We start from the raw sequence: 16,350 nt of genomic DNA on the forward strand, positions 1-16,350 counted from the left end.
TAAAACCGATATGCGTCAACTGATCCTCGATACCGAAACGACGGGCCTGAACGCCCGCACCGGCGACCGCATCCTCGAGCTGGGCTGCGTCGAACTGGTGAACCGGCGGCTCACCGGCAACAACCTGCATTTCTATATCAATCCCGAACGCGACAGCGATCCCGGCGCGTTGGCGGTCCACGGCCTGACCACCGAATTCCTCAGCGACAAGCCGAAGTTCGCCGACATCGCCGACCAGATTCGCGACTTTATCCAGGGCGCGGACCTGATCATTCACAACGCGCCCTTCGACATCGGCTTTCTCGACGCCGAATTCGCGTTGCTCGGCCTGCCGCCCGTGAGCACGTATTGCGGCGAGATCATCGACACGCTCGCGCGCGCCAAGCAGATGTTCCCCGGTAAGCGCAATTCACTGGACGCGCTCTGCGATCGCTTCGGCATCAGTAACGCGCACCGCACGCTGCACGGCGCGCTGCTCGACTCGGAACTGCTCGCCGAGGTTTATCTTGCGATGACGCGCGGCCAGGAAAGCCTCGTCATCGACATGCTCGGCGAATCGCACGCCGGCGGCGAAGCGCATGCGCCGCGCGTGGCGATCGAATCGCTGGATCTCGTGGTGATCGCGGCCAGCGACGACGAGCTCGCCGCGCATCAGGAAGTTCTCGACGGCCTCGACAAGGCGATCAAAGGCACGAGCGTATGGCGTCTCGAACCTGCGCCCGTGTCGGCCGTGTCGGATGAGCAAGCCGCTTAAAAAGTGCTGGACGAGTTCCGCAATGCCTGACATAATCTCAATCTCTTCGGGTGGTTAGCTCAGCGGTAGAGCACTGCCTTCACACGGCAGGGGTCACTGGTTCGATCCCAGTACTACCCACCAGATTCTTGGTGCGTCGATCACCGAAGACAAAGGGCTCACGTAGAAATGCGTGAGCCCTTTTCCGTTTTGGCGCGCTGTCTTGTGGTTGTATTGGCATACGGTTTTTGTGGCTCCGTAATCGGCCGTGCCGTCAACACCGAAACCTCGTCGATTGCGACGGCAAAACAGCGCTGATATAGTCGGTGTTCGGGCATTCGCCCCGTCTACTTTCTCCACCTCATTGACCACAGGGAGGCGTCACATGTTTGCAGTGCATATGGGCGTCCCTGACATGGTCCCGCGGCGCTCGCGTTTGCCTCTCAGTTGTTTCCTGAGTCGCCGCTGACGGGTCACTGACCTGTCGCCATCCGCGGTGCAGCCGAAGCAGGCGCGCCGCGCAATTCCAGATAGTCCACCGCTCGCTCCGCAGGCTTGTTGCCCGCAGTTTCATTGCCGCAGCTTCATTGCGGTTTAACCGCGTGCTTCGACTATCTCTTCATCCTGCTTTTGACTGGAACCCCGTTGCGCCATGCGCGCCGGGGTTGTCGAAAAATGACCGGAAAAAAACTCGACTTTCGCGGACAAGCCTTTAAGGATGTCCTCGGCTTCACCTTCATTCACTGGGCGAAACAGCCTTGGCGCATCGTCGTCATTGCAGCGCTCGTCATGCTCTCCGCAGTGGCGGACGTGCTGACGCCGATGTTCGCCGGCCACCTCGTCGACGCCATCGCGTCGGGCCCGGCCGCGCGCGGCAGCGCCTGGCACGCGGCGGTCACGGCGTTTTGCGTGCTCGGCGCGCTCGGCCTCGGCGCGACCTTGCTGCGGCAAGGCATGTACTTCAACATCATCAAGCTGACGCTGAAGATGATGAGCGAGATCGCCGCCAACGCGTTTCATCGCGTGCAGCGGTTTTCGACCGACTGGCATGCGAACAGCTTCGCGGGCTCCACCGTGCGCAAAATCACGCGCGGCATGTGGGCGCTCGACCTGCTGAACGACACGTTGCTGATCGCGCTGTTTCCGTCGCTGATCATGCTGGTTGGCGCGACGCTGCTGCTCGGCTGGCGCTGGCCGATGATGGGCGCGGTGGTCGGCATCGGCTCGCTGATCTACATCACGGTAACGGTCGCGCTGTCGCTCGGCTATGTCGCGCCCGCCGCACGCCTCGCCAATGCGTGGGACACGCGCATGGGCGGCGCGCTCGCGGACGCGGTGAGCTGCAACGGCGTGGTCAAGGCCTTCGGCGCGGAAGAGCGCGAAGAAGTGCTGCTTGCGCGCGTGATCGGCAAGTGGCGCGAACGCACGCGGCGCACGTGGATTCGCGGCACGATCAACGGCGGCGTGCAGGGCGCGATGCTGGTGGCAATCCAGACGGCTATCCTCGGCGCGGCGCTCGTGCTGTGGTTGCGCGGCGAGGCGAGCGTCGGCGACATCACGTTCGCGCTGACGATGTTCTTCATGCTGCAAGGCTATTTGCGCGACGTGGGCATGCACATTCGCAACTTGCAGCGCTCCGTCAACGACATGGAAGAACTCGTGTCGCTGGAGCGCCAGCCGCTCGGTATCGAAGATCGGCCGGGCGCCGGTCCGATCGCGATTGGCAAAGGCGAGATCCGCTTCGAGCACGTCACCTTCCACTATGGGGCGAACGCCACGCCGCTGTACCGCGACTTCTCCGTGCGCATTGCGCCTGGCGAACGCGTCGGGCTGGTCGGCCATTCGGGCTCGGGCAAGACGACCTTTATCAAGCTGATCCAGCGCCTTTACGACGTTTCGGAAGGCCGCATCACGATCGACGGTCAGGACATCGCGCAGGTCAGGCAGGCGTCGTTGCGCAGCCAGATTGCGATCGTGCAGCAGGAGCCGGTGCTGTTTCATCGCTCGCTCGCGGAGAACATCGCCTATGCGCGTCCGGACGCGAGCCGCGCCGACATCGAGCGAGCCGCGCGGCTTGCGAACGCGCACGACTTCATCAGCGCGTTGCCCGGCGGTTATGACACGCTGGTCGGGGAGCGCGGCATCAAGCTGTCGGGCGGCGAGCGTCAGCGTGTGGCAATCGCGCGCGCGTTTCTCGCCGACGCCCGCATTCTGATTCTCGACGAAGCGACGTCGAGCCTCGACAGCGAAAGCGAAGTGCTGATCCAGCAGGCTATGGAGCGGCTGATGCTCGGCCGCACGACGCTCGTGGTCGCGCACCGCCTGTCGACCGTGCGCGCACTCGACCGGTTGCTCGTGCTCGACAAGGGCAAGGTGATCGAAGAAGGCAGCCACGAAACGCTGATCGGTCTCGAGAACGGCCTGTACCGGCGGCTCTTCGAGCGGCAGGCGCTGGAGTTGATCAAGGGCTTGAGCGAACCGCCCGTCCCCGTCCGCCAGGAAACGGCGCGCATGCGCAGTTCGACGACTGACGATTCGAGCCTGCTGGTCGGCAAGTAAGAACGCCGACGATGATGCGCGTCACACGGAAATGCCTTTATTCAAGGCCTATTCCGTTGACGCGCCGCCGGCTTACACCACGCCCGCAGGCAAGCCGATGCCGCGCGCCATGCCGGTCGCGGCGAACACCATCAGCACCAGCAGGACCGTCTGAATGACGCTGAGGTGCGCGTAGCGGCGTGCGTTGTGCAGGTCCGGCGCCTCGCCCTTTCGTATTGACGCGCGCCAGCGCATCAAGGCGAGCATCGACGGAACTTCAAGCAGGACGATGATGACGAGCAGCGTCATCTTGAGGTGAAAGAGCGGCTCGTGGAGATAGTAGTCGGCGCCCTTCTCATAAGAACCGAAAACGCGCATCAGCCCCGTCACGATCAGCACCAGGGCGGACAGACCCCACCGCGTGTCGGCCCGGAACACGGAGCGCAGCGCGGCAGGCACCGCCGCGCGGCGCAGCGACCACGTGCGCCGCAGGATCGACGCAAGCGCGAAGCCATAAGCAAGCAGATGAAGAGCGGCAAGTAACCAGCGAACCAGCATAGCGACTCCTGCTAACGACACGGCACATCGTTGTTATCGCTCGCCCGCCGTCAAGCGCGGGCGGCGTCCTGGTTTCATTATCGACCACGGCTTACTTTACAACGCGCTCGTCCGTCATGGCATGTGAGCGACGGCACACAGCGCGCTTCAGATTCAGACTTGCCGCAACGTGCTGTCGAGCGCGCGTGCCGCGACGCGATCGCCTTCCGTCGTCAACGCCGCGCGAAACACCGTCTGCCGGTTGTGACCCGCGGCCGCAGGCGAATCCCACAGCAATTCGATTTTCGGACGACGGCCAAACGCGGCCCGCGCAAGCGACGGCGCGCCGCTCGCGCGCGGCGCAGACTGCGTCACCGCATCGCCTGCGGCATGCAGCGCGATCACCGGCGTGGGCGGCGCCGCAGACCGCGTGCCCGCACCGTCGGCCCAGCGCACCGAGAGCTCGCGCGCGTCGTACTGCCCCACCTTGCGACGCTCGGCCCATACGCTCACCGTGCGTGTCAGCGGGTCAAGAGACACCGCATAGCGTCCGATCGCAAAGCGTCGCGCGGCGATGTTGGTGCGCCAGAGCGGCCGCGGCCGGCAGATCCACAGAACCGCCGCGTAGAGCGCCGGTGCGACCAGCAGCCAGCCGTTGGTCGCGGCCACGGTTTGCGCGGCGCGGCGCCAGCCGGCGCTCATCGCAAACGCGCTGACTACCCAGACCGCAAACAGAAACCCGAGGAACGCAAAGAGACGCAGCGCTTGCCGCAGCCATTGCGGCAGCGGATGGAACGGACGCTCGGCCACGGCGCGCGCGCCCGGCAAGAAGATCAGCAGGAACAGGAAGACGAGGTTGACGCACGCCCACGGCGACGACGCCATCGCCGATAGCGACGTCGTCAGATCCATCGCCGACATGGAAAACAGCCAGCGGGCGAGAAGCACGAGACCGATGGCGCGCAGCGCGAAAATCGTTCCGGCGCCGGGCGCGGCATTCGCTCGCGTCTCTTTCGTTCTCGCCAAGGCATCCTCCTGTCGTCGGCGGCGCCGCAGCCAAATTTGCGGCACGGCCATTATAGGGATATTACGAAAGGCGGCTGCTGCGGCGGTCGCGAAACACCCGCTTTGCATCGCGAAACGCGAAAAAACGCGGCGCGCATGCAACAACGCCCCGCGAGCGCGTGGCACGCGGGGCGTTGCGGGTGGCCGGCGAAGCGCTGTAACACGCTTGATCCGCCGAACCGGTTTGCTTCGACCGGCAGCTTCCGGTCTAGCGTTTTAGTTTGCGTTGACTTCGCGCAGCACCGTGCGGTGCTTGCGACGCAGCAGTTCTTCGTACGTCGCGACGTAGTTCTGCGCCATCACCTTCGACGAGAAACGCGCTTCGAACGACTTGCGCACCGTTTCGCGCGACAGCGTGTGCAGACGCTTGACCGCCGCGACCGCGCTGATTTCGTCTTCGACGACGAAGCCCGACACGCCGTTGTCGATCACTTCCGGCACCGAACCGCGGTTAAACGCGATCACCGGCGTGCCGCAAGCCATTGCTTCGATCATCACGAGACCAAAGGGCTCCGGCCAGTCGATCGGGAACACCAGTGCATGCGCGTTGCCGAGGAACTCACGCTTTTCGGCTTCGCCGATTTCGCCGATGTATTCGACGTGCGGGAGCGCCATCAGCGGCTTGATCACTTCTTCGTAATAGGCACGATCGGCCTTGTCGATCTTGGCCGCGACCTTGAGCTTCATGCCTGCCTGGCCGGCGATACGGATCGCACGGTCAAGACCCTTCTCCGGCGAGACGCGGCCGAGGAATGCGAGGTAGCCGGGCTCGACGTTCTTGATCGGCGTGAGCACGTTTTCCGGCAGACCGTGATAGACGGTTTGCAGCCAGTTTGCCTGCGGCAGCGGAATGCGCTGGTTGTCCGAGATCGACACAACCGGCACGTCGTTGAACGTGTTGAAGATCGGCTGAAGTTCCGGCAGATCGAGACGGCCATGCAGCGTGGTCACGAACGGCACCGGCTGGCGCGCGAACAGCGAGAACGGGTAGTAGTCGATGTGGAAATGCAGCACATCGAATTCTTCCGCGCGGCGGCGTACTTCTTCGAGCAGCAGCATGTGCGGCGCCATCACGTCGCGGATGGTCGGGTCGAGGCGCAGTGCTTGCGGCCAGAAGGCTTCGAGCTTTGCCGAGGTTTGCGAATCGCCGCTCGCAAAGAGCGTGACGTCGTGGCCCTGCTCGACCAGCGCTTCGGTCAGATAAGACACCACACGTTCCGTACCACCGTACAGCTTGGGCGGAACCGCCTCGTGCAACGGAGCGATTTGAGCGATTCGCATATGAAGAACTCCTCGTAAAAAACCGGCAAAAGTACTGCGTTTGGTAAAAGCGACTCGCTTGCTCGCCAGGGCAGTCGGGCCGGACACGCCGGCGCGGGCCTATTCTCTCGAGATAGCCTGCGAAGGATCGCTTCAGTTTAAATAGCCCGGACGACGGTCGCCGTCCATGCCTGTGCGGTAAACGCACAGACGTGCCCGACGTTGACAAACTGTCAGAAATTTCGGCAGGGCCTACAGCGCATGTATTATCGATGCCGGGATTCTCGCTGCACCACAACATTTCAAAGACTTTACTTTGTTACAGCAGGGATACACTTTGCAAACCCTTGTTTTGCAAGGCAGTTCTACAGTAACGACTGGCTTGCTACTGTGCCGTCGTGCATGCTTGCCCCGGCTCGACGGTCGTGCTTTGTAAGTTCTTGCACAAGCGTACCGGCACCCATTGAAGAGAATTCAGCGCCGGGCTGAATGCAATTTGTAATTATATCCCGAAATATTCCGCGATCCGCGTGAACCACTGCCGCCGCAGTCAGTCGAGCAAGAGGTAGATCGCGGACGTCCATCGCGACATCAATCGCGCCAAAAGCCCGGATACACAGGGCGCAATCGTCTTTGCATGTTTACAATGCGAAGCATTGGCTTCGCCGCGATGCTTTTTCGCGTGGCCCATGGCTTGCATGCACACCTCCGAACCACACCGACCTCTCGATCAATTGGAACATTTGACCATCGCCCAGCGCAACGCCGAAAACGCAAAGCTCGCGAGCTATGCGCACAGGCCGCTTGCGTTCCTTTTCCGTTTTATCCGCCGCCATCCGCTCGCTCATACGATCGTGCTGTGCAGCGTGGTAGCGGCCGTGGGCTGTGCGCTCGCTTCGCAGTACGCGATCAAACATCTTATCGACGTGCTCGGCACCGGCCGGCATCATCCCGGGCCGCTGTGGGGTGCGTTCGCGATCCTCGTCGGACTGATCGCGGCGGATAACCTGCTGTGGCGGGTCGGCGGCTGGGTCGCGGCGCATACGTTCGTCGCCGTGACCGGCGACTTGCGGCGCGACCTCTTCCAGTATCTGAGCGGACATTCGCCGACCTACTACGCCGAGAAGCAGCCCGGCATGCTGGCAAGCCGGATCACCGCGACCTCGAACGCCGTCTACACGGCCGAAAACACCACGGCGTGGAACGTTCTGCCGCCGTGCATCGCCGTGCTCGGCGCGATCTTCATGATCATCGCGGTCAACCCGCTGATGGCGGGCGGCCTGATGCTGTGCTCGGCGATCCTGTCGGTGGTGCTGTACAAGCTCGCCGGCCGCGGCTCGGTGCGCCATCACCATTTCGCGACCAGAGCGGCCTCGGTGGACGGCGAGCTCGTCGACGTCATCAGCAACATGGGCCTCGTTCGTGCGTTCGGCATGACGTTTCGCGAGCAGCAGCGTTTCGGCGCGACGGTCAAGGCCGAGATGGACGCGCGTCAGCAGAGCCTGCTGTATCTCGAGAAGCTGCGCCTGCTGCACGCGGTGATCACCGCGCTGCTGTCGGCGGGTCTGCTCGGCTGGGCGCTGTTGCTGTGGGACCAAGGCAAGGCGACTTCGGGCGACATCGTGCTCGTCAGCTCGCTCGGGTTCACGATTCTGCACGGCACGCGCGATCTCGCGGTCGCACTGGTGGACGTCACGCAGCACGTCGCGCGACTCGCCGAAGCTGTGCGCACGCTGCTCGAGCCGCACGGCATGCCCGATCGCGACGGCGCCACCGAACTCGTGCCGCAAGGCGGGCGCGTCGACTTCGAAAGCGTGACGTTCGCGTATCCGCGCCGCCGGCCGATCCTCGATCATTTCGATCTGCATATCGAACCGGGTCAGCGTGTCGGGCTGATCGGCAAGTCGGGCGCGGGCAAGTCGACGGTGCTCGCCCTGCTCCAGCGTTTCTACGAGACGCAAGGCGGCGCGATCAAGATCGACGGGCAGGACATCGCCACGATCACGCAGGACAGCCTGCGCCACACCATCGCGCTCGTGCCGCAGGATATTTCGCTGTTCCATCGCACGGTGTACGAGAACATTGCCTATGGCCGCCCCGAAGCGAGCCGCGACGAAGTGCTGGCGGCGGCGCGCGAGGCGCGCTGCACTGACTTCATCGAGGCGATGCCGGAAGGGTTCGACACGATCGTCGGCGACCGCGGCGTGAAGCTGTCCGGCGGACAGCGTCAGCGCATCGCGATCGCACGCGCGATCCTGAAGAACGCGCCGATCCTGCTGCTCGACGAAGCCACCTCGGCGCTGGACAGCGCATCGGAAGAAGCGATCCAGAAGGCGCTCGACCGGCTGATGGTCGGCCGCACGGTGATCGCGATCGCGCACCGCCTGTCGACGCTGCATAACTTCGACCGCATCATCGTGATGAGCGCGGGCAAGGTCATCGACGACGGCAGTCCCGAAGAGCTGCGCCAGCGCCCCGGCCTCTATCGCGATCTGCTTTCGAAGCAATACGGCAAAGGCACGACGCTGCATGTGGGCGGCAAGAAGGTCGATGAACAGCATGTGATCTGAGGCGCGCGCCGCATTGCGCCACATCGCATTGCGCCCAGTCGCTCACCAACGGAAAAGCCGCTAAAAAGCGGCTTTTCTGCTTTGTGGGCCGGGCTTTACGAGCTCGCTATCGCATCGTCATTGCGAGCGCTGCGCGTCGCGCCCCGCCGCTAGCTCGCCACAATCTCGCGCGCGGTTTTTTTCCCCACTCGGGCGCGCGGCCGTGCGCTTGCGGTGCGTGCTGCACCATTGGCGCTCTGCAAATCGCGCATGAAGTTGTCGCGCCACACCGAGACATTGTTCTCGCGCAGTTGCGCCATCATGTCGCGATGACGCGCCTGGCGCTCCGCGAGCGGCATCTCGAGCGCCGTCGCGAGCGCGTCCGCCATGCCGTCGATATCGACAGGATTCACGATCAGCGCGCCGTCCAGTTCCTGCGCGGCGCCGGCAAAGCGCGACAGCACGAGCACGCCCGGATTCTCCGGGTCCTGCGCCGATACGTATTCCTTCGCGACGAGGTTCATGCCGTCGCGCAGAGGCGTCACGTAGCCGACGTGCGCGGTGCGAAACAGCGCGGCAAGCACCGAGCGCTCATATTGTTTGTGGATGTAGAGAATCGGCGTCCAGTCGAGTTCGGCGAAACGTCCGTTGATGCGGCCGGACTCCCCTTCCAGTTGCAGACGGATGTCCTGATACGCGTGCATGTCGGCGCGCGTGGGCGGCGCGATCTGCAGGAACGACACCTTGTTGCGCTGCGCCGCCGCGTGTTCCAGCAGACGCTCGAACGCGCGGAACCTCTCGACGAGTCCCTTCGAATAATCGAGGCGATCGACGCTCATGATGAGCTTGCGCGAATGCAGCGTCGCTTTCATCGTGCGTACCGGCTTGCCGCGCTCGCCCGCTTTCGCAAGTTCGGCGATCTCGTCCGGATAGACGCCGATCGGGTAAGCGGCGGCGCGCAGCGTGCGGCCAAACGCATGAATCGAGAGCGGGCCGTCGGACGACGCGTCGACCGTGCCGTTCGCCTCGTTGACGATGTAATCGCAGAACGCGCGCAAATCCGGCGCCGTCTGGAAACCGAGCAGATCGAACGAACACAGCGCTTGCACCAGTTCGCGATGCGGCGGCACGGCGAGCAGCACTTGCGAAGCGGGAAACGGAATGTGCAGGAAAAAGCCGATGCGGTTCTTCACGCCCGCGGCGCGCAACGCCTCGGCAAACGGAATCAGGTGATAGTCGTGGACCCAGATCACGTCGTCGTCGCGCAAGAGCGGCACGAGTTGTTGCGCGAGCCATGCATTCACGCGGCAGTAGCCGCCGAAATCGTGCCGGTCGTATTGCACCAGATCGGCCCGATAGTGGAAAGCCGGCCACAGCGTGGCGTTCGAGAAGCCGCGGTAGTACTGGTCGTAATCGCGCCGCATCAGCGCGATGGTCGCGAAGGTCACGGGACCGCGCTCTTCGAGCTTGATCTGCGGCTGGCCCGAACTCAGCACCTCGCCGCTCCAGCCGAACCACATGCCGCCCGTTTCCTTGAGCGCGTCGTATACGCCGACCGCGAGACCGCCCGCCGCCGGGCCGCCCTCCGAGATCGGCGCGACCCGGTTCGAAACGATAATCAGTCGGCTCATGAAGCGCTGTCCCCGATGTAATACGTTGTTGTCGCGCTATGTCGTGCGCGTTGTATGCGTTGCAGCGCGGGCGATGCGAGCGTCATGCGCCACGCGCGGCCGCGACCACTGTCGCGAGCCAGTCGAGCAGCGCGGTCACCGACTCCACGCGCGCTTGCGCCGTCGTCTCGCCCGCGCCGACCTTGATCGACAGTCCGTTGCGTTCATTGACGACCGCGAAGCCTTTTTCGTCGGTAAGATCGTCGCCGGCAAAAAGCGGCTTGCGTCCGACAAACGGCGGCTCGTCGAGGAACGCACGCAGCGCGCGGCCTTTGTCCACATCCTTCGGCTTGATTTCGTAGACCATCTTGCCCGGCTGCAGCACATACGAGTTCGGGTAATCCGCGACCAGCCGCTCCGTCGCCTCGCGCGCCGCGGTCTCGCGATCGGGCGCGTTGCGATAGTGCAGCGCGAGCGCCGCGCCCTTGATCTCGAGCAGCATGCCGGGGTTCGCGTTGACGACTTCGGCGAGCACCTGCTCCATGCGCAAGAGCCGCTCGTCGTGAAAGCCGATGCGCTGCGTGTCGCCGTTCGCGTCGCGCCGCTCGGCCCCGTGCAAACCGGCAATCGGCAGATCGGGCATGCCGAGAAAAGCGTCGATGCTGTCGATACCGCGGCCCGACACCACGGCGACCGCGCCGTTCGTCAAACGTCGCAGTTCGCCAAGCAGTTCAATCACGCGAGGTTGCACCTGCACGCCATCCGGCGTGGGCGCGAGTTCGACGAGCGTGCCATCGAAATCGAAGAAAAACGCGGTCTCGCTTGGAGACAGGAAAGCCGGAAGTGCTTGCATCGGGTTAATTTGCCTTTCGGCCTTGTGCAGCCGGAAAAGTGTGCGCATCTTACCGCGCATCCATCAATTTTTCGAGAAACCAGGCCGCGCGGCAAGCGCGAACGCAAGGTGCGGCGGCGCGATCATGCCGCGCCCAGTCGAATTGCATTCAAAACGGAAACGATCCGGCTTCAGCGCGCTTTCAGCCATGTGCGTCAAATTGCCTCGCAAGCCGTGCGCCCGTGGGCTGCGAGCGACGCCTTCCGTCATTTTGCGATACAGTCGCAGCCACACGAGACTTTGGCGTTACGACGATTTTTGTCCATGATCGCGAACGTCCGCCTCAACGCACGCACGCCCGGGTGCGAGCTAGCGCGGGGCGCGCGGCGGCAATGCGCCGCTCTACAATCGAGTCATTGATACCTGCTTTGTTCCCGATCATCTCACTGCGACGGCTGCAACCTGCTCACGCGTCATCGCGTCGCGGCGGCCGCGCGCGTGGATCGATGTCGACGGCCAAAGCCTGCGCGCTCGTCACCATGATCGCGCTGGCCGGCTGCACCAATCGCGCGGAGCCGTGGCATTTGACGAACGTGAGCGGCCATTTGCCCGACCTCGATTTCTCGCTGACGGGCGACGACGGTCGCCCCGTCACCGGCGCGTCGTTCAAAGGCCGCACATCGCTCGTTTATTTCGGCTACACGCATTGCCCGGACGTCTGCCCCGAAACGATGGGACGGCTGATACAGGTGCTCGACAAGCTCGGACCCGACGCGCAGAAGGTGCGCATCCTGTTCGTCACCGTCGATCCGGCGCGCGACACGCCGCAAGCGCTGCACGACTATGTCGGCGCATTCGACTCGAAGCATGCCGAGGGGCTGACCGGCACCGACCGGCAGATCGAGTCGCTCGCGAAGCGCTACCGCGTTGCTTATCAGATGGAAAAGCGCGACCCGAACGGCAGCTACGAAGTCACGCATAGTTCCGCCGTCTATGTATTCGACGCAGAAGGCCGCGCGCGCCTGCTCGCGACCGATAACGACACGCCCGATGCGATCGCCCAAGACTTGCGACGCATCGTCGATCAACGCTCCTGACCTTCAGCCATGACAAAGATCAACCACGTCACGCACATCATCCGTAAAACCAGAACGCTGTCCGCTGTTGCCGGCGCCCTCGCCCTTTCGCTCGCCTTTGCAACCGCCGCTCACGCCGCCGGCACGCAGGCCATCACCGCCAAAGACGCATGGGTGCGCTGGCTGCCGAACAATCTGCCGGCGGCCGGCTACGTGACGCTCGTCAATGCGGGCGACAAGCCGCTCGATCTCGTCGATATTTCGAGCAGCGATTACGGCGACGCGATGCTGCATCAAACGGTCTCGAACGGTTCGTCGCAGAAGATGGTGATGGTCGACAAGCTCACGGTGCCCGCGCACGGACAGGTCGCGATCGCGCCCGGCGGCTATCACGTGATGCTCGAGGACGCGAAGCACAAGATCGCGCCGGGCGACACCGTGCACCTGAAGCTGAAGTTCTCCGACGGCGCGACGCTCGATACGCCCTTCGCGGTCAAGTCGCCCGCGCAAACGAAGTAAGCGGAGCGATTCGCGGCAATGGACCTGCTGTACTGGCTCGATCCCTGGGAATTTTCGCCGACGGTCGTCGTCGCTCTGCTGCTGCCCGCCGTCCTGTTCGTGCGCGGCGCGCGCAAGGCGAAGGTGTCGGTGGCGCGGCGCATTTCCTTCTGGTTCGGGCTCGTGGCGTTGTACGTCGCGTTGCACACGCGGCTCGACTATTTCTTCGAGCATGAGTTTTTCATGCATCGCGCGCAGCATCTGGTGCTGCATCATCTCGGACCGTTCTTTATCGCGCTGTCGTATCCGGGCGCGGCATTGCGCGCCGGCATTCCGTTCGGCTGGCGCCAGCGTTTCGTGCGGCCCGCGCTCGCCATGCCGTTCGTGCGCAAGCTGATCGACGTCGTGATGCATCCGGTCGTCGCGGTGACGTTGTTCGTCGGGCTGATCTACTTCTGGCTGATGTCGCCGATTCATTTCGTCGCGATGCTCGACTGGCGGCTTTATCGCGTGATGAACTGGAGCATGGTGATCGACGGCCTGCTGTTCTGGTGGCTCGTGCTCGATCCGCGTCCGGCGCCGCCCGCGCGTTTGTCGCCCGGCAAGCGCGTGCTGGTGGTGATCGCCGCGATTCCGCCGCAGATCGTCCTCGGCGCATTCATCTTCTTCACGCCGCGCGAGCTGTATCCGATCTATTCGATCTGCGGCCGCGCGTTCACCTGGCTTAGCCCGATGCGCGATCAACAGATCGGCGGGCTGCTGCTGTGGATCCCCGGCTCGATGATGAGCGTGATAGGTGCGCTGCTGGCGTTGCGCCACTGGATGCGTCTGTCGGCTCGCGGACGCGTGCGCGGTGAACGGCGTGCGGTGGTGGTGGCCAATGCGAGCAGGCCGACGAGCGGCACACTCACCGCGAAGGCGGTTTCGACGAGCGACGCGGGGCAGCGCTGAGGCGGGGCTATAATGCGCTGCCGTGGTCGGCTTTGCTGCTGATGCGCGGCTAACGCACGGCTGCGCCTTGCTCGCGGCTTGCGCGGTCTTACTTATCCCACGCCGCTCGGGCGTGCGCTCATCGCAGCCGAGTCTCCATCACGCCGAGCGCATCCACACGTGCGGAATGCCGTCTTCCTCGTGAATTTCTGACACCGGCTCAAAACCAAACGCGCCATAGAAACCTTGCAGATGGGCCTGCGCATGCAGGCGAATCGGCGTGCCGGGCCACTGCTTGCGAATATGCGCGATCGCACGATCCAGCATCGCGTTGCCAAGACCGATGCCGCGAAATGCCGCGGTCGTCAGCACACGGCCGATGCGAATATCGGCGTCGTCGGCATCGGGCAGAAGCACACGCAGATAGCCGGCGAGCGGCGGACGCGCGGCACCCGTGAGCGCTTGCGCGGACGCAACCGCAGCCGTACCGAACGCGAGCAGGTGCCACGCGTCGAGATCGAGTCCGTCGATATCGCCATACAGGCAGTTCTGCTCGATCACGAAGACAGCGCTACGCGCGGCGAGCATCGCGTAGACCTCCGCGCTCGTCAGTTCGTCGAACGCTTTCCAGCGCCAGTCGAGTGCCGCGACGCGGGCGGCGGCAGTGTGCTGCGGTTCAGTCATGAGAGCTTTGCTAAAAGAAAAAGGTGCGCCGTTTGATGGTGCGGCGTGATGACCGCATTAGAGCGGCGACCGCGCAATTATGCCGCGCGCGGCGGTGTGCAACCAATGGCAACGAAGCGCAACCCATCGAAGATACTCACGCCTCGCGCGCGGCCCGCGCCTTCGACGCCTGTTTGTGGCTGTACATCGCGGCATCGGCAGCGGACAGCAATTCGGCGATGGAACCGTGCCGCGCCGCGTCGTACTCGATCTGGCCCACGCTGAAGCGAATGCTGTAACCGCGTTGCGCCTGCGCATTGCGCTCGTCGAGTGAAAGCGTGAGCCGCTCGGTCACTTCCTGGGTGGCGGCGGCGTCCGTGTCGCTGAGCAGGACGACGAACTCGTCGCCGCCCAGCCGCCCGATCACGTCGCTCTCGCGCAGCGTGCCGCGCAGCACGTCGGCAAAAGTCTTCAGCGCGTGATCGCCTTCCGCGTGACCGAACGTGTCGTTGATCTGCTTGAAATCGTTGAGATCGAAGAACAGCAGCGACGCCGGCCTGTCGAGCCGCTTGCAGACATTCAGCGCATGCTGCGCGAGCGCGGAAAAACCACGCCGGTTAGACAGCAGCGTCAGGTCGTCCAGCGTGGCAAGCTGCACGGCCGCGAGCTCCTGTTCGGCCATGCGTGCGAGATCGCGCAGCAGTTCGCGCTCTTCGTCGTCGAGCTCGCGCGGCTTCACGTCGATCAGGCATAGCGTGCCGAGCCTGCTGCCGTTTGGCACGGTCAGCGGACAGCCGGCATAGAAGCGAATATTCGGCGCCTCGGTCACGAGCGGATTGTCGTGGAAGCGCTCGTCGGCGAGCGTGTCGGGCACGGCCAGGATGTCATCGTCGAGGATCGCATGCGCGCAGAAAGAGACGTCGCGCGAAGTCTCGCTCGCTGTCAAACCGATACACGACTTGAACCATTGCCGGTTCGCGTCCACGAGACTGACGAGCGCGATCGGCACGCCGAACAGACGCTTCGCGAGCCGGGTGAGGCGGTCGAAGCGCTCTTCGGGCGGCGTGTCGAGAATATGCAGTGCGCGTAGCGTGTCGAGCCGCGTGCTTTCGTTGCTGGGAATCGGTGGTGTATGCATGGCGTGTCCCCTGGGACCATCTTGCGCAAGGCAGTGGCAATGCGGGCAATCCGGGCTGTGTCAATCGTGCGATTTTGCGCATCTGGACAAGTTCCCGGAAGCGTCGTCGTGACTCGTCGTCGTTACTCGTCGTCGAGTATAGGTTGTGCGGCCCCGCCCGAGGCATTCGACAAGGTTGCCCGGCCCGCATAGATGCAGCGCGCCGACCACCACCAGCGTTCGTTGCGCTTGCGGCAACAGGTCGCGCACGCGCTGCGCCCACAGGCGATTGCGCGCATCGAGAATCGCGTGACGGATTGCGGGCAACGTGAAGATCGGCGATTCATCGGCGATCCGAGCCACCGCCGGCAGATCTCCTTCGAGCCATGCAGCATGCATGCGCTCGAGCGTGCGCTGCGGCTCGCCGGTATCGGACATCAGCAGCGAGAGCGCGGCGGCGACGGTGTCGAGCGGAATGGACTCGAGCGCGTCGGCGACCTCGCTCGCCGTCTCCAGATACCGATACGGTTTGCCATGCGCATTCGCCCACCGCAGCATGCGCGGCTCGACGCCGTCGACAAGCTGCTGGAAAAGTGTCGGCGCAACGATCAGCGTGGCCCACGGACGAAGATCCGCGAGCGGCGCCAACGGACCTTCCGTGGGCCAGGCGGCTTGCAGACGAGTCCAGACGTCGGCGGAAACGAGCGATTGCAGAGCTTGTGCGCCGGCTTGTGTATCGGCTTTGAGGAACGGCAGGATCGTCGGCGGATCGGATTCGAAGACCAGCGTTTCGGCCCAGTCATAGGCTTCTTCGATCCAGGGCGGCGTTCTGCGGCTCGATGCGGGAAAGAGATGCATGGAGCCAAGCAGGCGCACGTTAGTGCCGGGGATGTGTAGATACATGCGCGTTGATGACGAGGACGAAAGCCGCATTGTGCGCCA

Annotated in this window: 14 protein-coding genes and 1 tRNA gene; 7 read left to right on the forward strand and 8 right to left on the reverse strand. The window is 63.9% G+C overall.

Annotation, left to right across the window (positions count from 1 at the left end; all coding sequences use genetic code 11):
• Nucleotides 1-10: 10 nt before the first annotated feature.
• From dnaQ to CUJ91_RS12825, 3 genes are all read left to right on the forward strand, one after another.
• Entirely contained in the window at nucleotides 11-754 is a 744-nt protein-coding gene (dnaQ, locus tag CUJ91_RS12815) for a DNA polymerase III subunit epsilon (protein ID WP_053858540.1), read from the forward strand.
• Between the two features lie 48 nt (nucleotides 755-802).
• Nucleotides 803-877 (forward strand) — tRNA-Val (locus tag CUJ91_RS12820).
• Between the two features lie 531 nt (nucleotides 878-1,408).
• The gene (locus CUJ91_RS12825; RefSeq protein ID WP_006051971.1) at nucleotides 1,409-3,292 is read left to right on the forward strand and encodes an ABC transporter ATP-binding protein; all 1,884 of its coding nucleotides are present in this window, start codon (nucleotides 1,409-1,411) and stop codon (nucleotides 3,290-3,292) included.
• A 72-nt stretch (nucleotides 3,293-3,364) separates the two neighbouring features.
• Here the strand turns inward: CUJ91_RS12825 and CUJ91_RS12830 are convergent, their stop codons facing one another.
• The 3 genes from CUJ91_RS12830 to CUJ91_RS12840 all read right to left on the reverse strand — a co-directional run bounded on the left by CUJ91_RS12830 (nucleotide 3,365) and on the right by CUJ91_RS12840 (nucleotide 6,154).
• A complete protein-coding gene (locus CUJ91_RS12830; protein WP_006051970.1) occupies nucleotides 3,365-3,829 on the reverse strand; it encodes a DUF2214 family protein in 465 nt (154 codons plus the stop codon).
• A 153-nt stretch (nucleotides 3,830-3,982) separates the two neighbouring features.
• On the reverse strand, nucleotides 3,983-4,834 hold the full coding sequence (locus CUJ91_RS12835; RefSeq protein ID WP_006051969.1) for a hypothetical protein: 852 nt from the start codon (nucleotides 4,832-4,834) through the stop codon (nucleotides 3,983-3,985).
• 255 nt (nucleotides 4,835-5,089) lie between these two features.
• Entirely contained in the window at nucleotides 5,090-6,154 is a 1,065-nt protein-coding gene (locus CUJ91_RS12840; RefSeq protein ID WP_006051968.1) for a glycosyltransferase family 4 protein, read from the reverse strand.
• Between the two features lie 713 nt (nucleotides 6,155-6,867).
• Between CUJ91_RS12840 and CUJ91_RS12845 the strand changes: the two genes are divergently transcribed.
• Nucleotides 6,868-8,703, forward strand: a complete 1,836-nt coding sequence (locus CUJ91_RS12845; protein WP_035569805.1) for an ABC transporter ATP-binding protein — start codon at nucleotides 6,868-6,870, stop codon at nucleotides 8,701-8,703.
• Nucleotides 8,704-8,852: 149 nt separating this feature from the next.
• Here the strand turns inward: CUJ91_RS12845 and otsA are convergent, their stop codons facing one another.
• Nucleotides 8,853-10,313 carry an alpha,alpha-trehalose-phosphate synthase (UDP-forming) gene (gene otsA, locus CUJ91_RS12850; RefSeq protein ID WP_029967756.1) on the reverse strand — a complete coding sequence of 487 codons (1,461 nt, stop codon included), beginning with the start codon at nucleotides 10,311-10,313 and terminating at the stop codon, nucleotides 8,853-8,855.
• 82 nt (nucleotides 10,314-10,395) lie between these two features.
• Nucleotides 10,396-11,145 (reverse strand): trehalose-phosphatase, encoded by a 750-nt coding sequence (gene otsB / locus CUJ91_RS12855; RefSeq protein ID WP_114156727.1) that lies wholly within the window; start codon nucleotides 11,143-11,145, stop codon nucleotides 10,396-10,398.
• Nucleotides 11,146-11,516: 371 nt separating this feature from the next.
• Between otsB and CUJ91_RS12865 the strand changes: the two genes are divergently transcribed.
• From CUJ91_RS12865 to CUJ91_RS12875, 3 genes are read left to right on the forward strand one after another with little or no spacing between them, the layout of a single operon-like run.
• On the forward strand, nucleotides 11,517-12,221 hold the full coding sequence (locus CUJ91_RS12865; RefSeq protein ID WP_408188861.1) for an SCO family protein: 705 nt from the start codon (nucleotides 11,517-11,519) through the stop codon (nucleotides 12,219-12,221).
• Nucleotides 12,222-12,230: 9 nt separating this feature from the next.
• Entirely contained in the window at nucleotides 12,231-12,719 is a 489-nt protein-coding gene (locus tag CUJ91_RS12870) for a copper chaperone PCu(A)C (RefSeq protein ID WP_114156329.1), read from the forward strand.
• A gap of 18 nt (nucleotides 12,720-12,737) precedes the next feature.
• Nucleotides 12,738-13,649, forward strand: coding sequence for a cytochrome c oxidase assembly protein (locus tag CUJ91_RS12875; RefSeq protein WP_114156330.1), 912 nt, complete (start codon nucleotides 12,738-12,740; stop codon nucleotides 13,647-13,649).
• A gap of 138 nt (nucleotides 13,650-13,787) precedes the next feature.
• Here CUJ91_RS12875 and CUJ91_RS12880 read toward each other — a convergent pair whose 3' ends face one another.
• The 3 genes from CUJ91_RS12880 to CUJ91_RS12890 form a co-directional block, all read right to left on the reverse strand.
• Entirely contained in the window at nucleotides 13,788-14,312 is a 525-nt protein-coding gene (locus CUJ91_RS12880) for a GNAT family N-acetyltransferase (protein ID WP_053858547.1), read from the reverse strand.
• A gap of 136 nt (nucleotides 14,313-14,448) precedes the next feature.
• Complete coding sequence (locus CUJ91_RS12885; protein ID WP_114156331.1) at nucleotides 14,449-15,429, reverse strand: sensor domain-containing diguanylate cyclase; 981 nt, start codon at nucleotides 15,427-15,429, stop codon at nucleotides 14,449-14,451.
• Nucleotides 15,430-15,489: 60 nt separating this feature from the next.
• Nucleotides 15,490-16,311, reverse strand: coding sequence for a TraB/GumN family protein (locus CUJ91_RS12890; protein WP_244230939.1), 822 nt, complete (start codon nucleotides 16,309-16,311; stop codon nucleotides 15,490-15,492).
• Between the last annotated feature and the right edge of the window lie 39 nt (nucleotides 16,312-16,350).

The organism is Paraburkholderia graminis (assembly GCF_003330785.1).
Taxonomy (GTDB): Bacteria; Pseudomonadota; Gammaproteobacteria; order Burkholderiales; family Burkholderiaceae; genus Paraburkholderia; species Paraburkholderia graminis.

Bases quoted from the DNA above. Each gene is read 5' to 3' on its own strand.
- dnaQ (WP_053858540.1), top strand. From the start codon at position 11: ATGCGTCAACTGATCCTCGATACCGAAACGACGGGCCTGAACGCCCGC.
- CUJ91_RS12825 (WP_006051971.1), top strand. From the start codon at position 1,409: ATGACCGGAAAAAAACTCGACTTTCGCGGACAAGCCTTTAAGGATGTC.
- CUJ91_RS12830 (WP_006051970.1), bottom strand. From the start codon at position 3,829: ATGCTGGTTCGCTGGTTACTTGCCGCTCTTCATCTGCTTGCTTATGGC.
- CUJ91_RS12840 (WP_006051968.1), bottom strand. From the start codon at position 6,154: ATGCGAATCGCTCAAATCGCTCCGTTGCACGAGGCGGTTCCGCCCAAG.
- otsA (WP_029967756.1), bottom strand. From the start codon at position 10,313: ATGAGCCGACTGATTATCGTTTCGAACCGGGTCGCGCCGATCTCGGAG.
- otsB (WP_114156727.1), bottom strand. From the start codon at position 11,145: ATGCAAGCACTTCCGGCTTTCCTGTCTCCAAGCGAGACCGCGTTTTTC.
- CUJ91_RS12865 (WP_408188861.1), top strand. From the start codon at position 11,517: ATGCGCCGCTCTACAATCGAGTCATTGATACCTGCTTTGTTCCCGATC.
- CUJ91_RS12870 (WP_114156329.1), top strand. From the start codon at position 12,231: ATGACAAAGATCAACCACGTCACGCACATCATCCGTAAAACCAGAACG.
- CUJ91_RS12875 (WP_114156330.1), top strand. From the start codon at position 12,738: ATGGACCTGCTGTACTGGCTCGATCCCTGGGAATTTTCGCCGACGGTC.
- CUJ91_RS12880 (WP_053858547.1), bottom strand. From the start codon at position 14,312: ATGACTGAACCGCAGCACACTGCCGCCGCCCGCGTCGCGGCACTCGAC.
- CUJ91_RS12885 (WP_114156331.1), bottom strand. From the start codon at position 15,429: ATGCATACACCACCGATTCCCAGCAACGAAAGCACGCGGCTCGACACG.
- CUJ91_RS12890 (WP_244230939.1), bottom strand. From the start codon at position 16,311: ATGTATCTACACATCCCCGGCACTAACGTGCGCCTGCTTGGCTCCATG.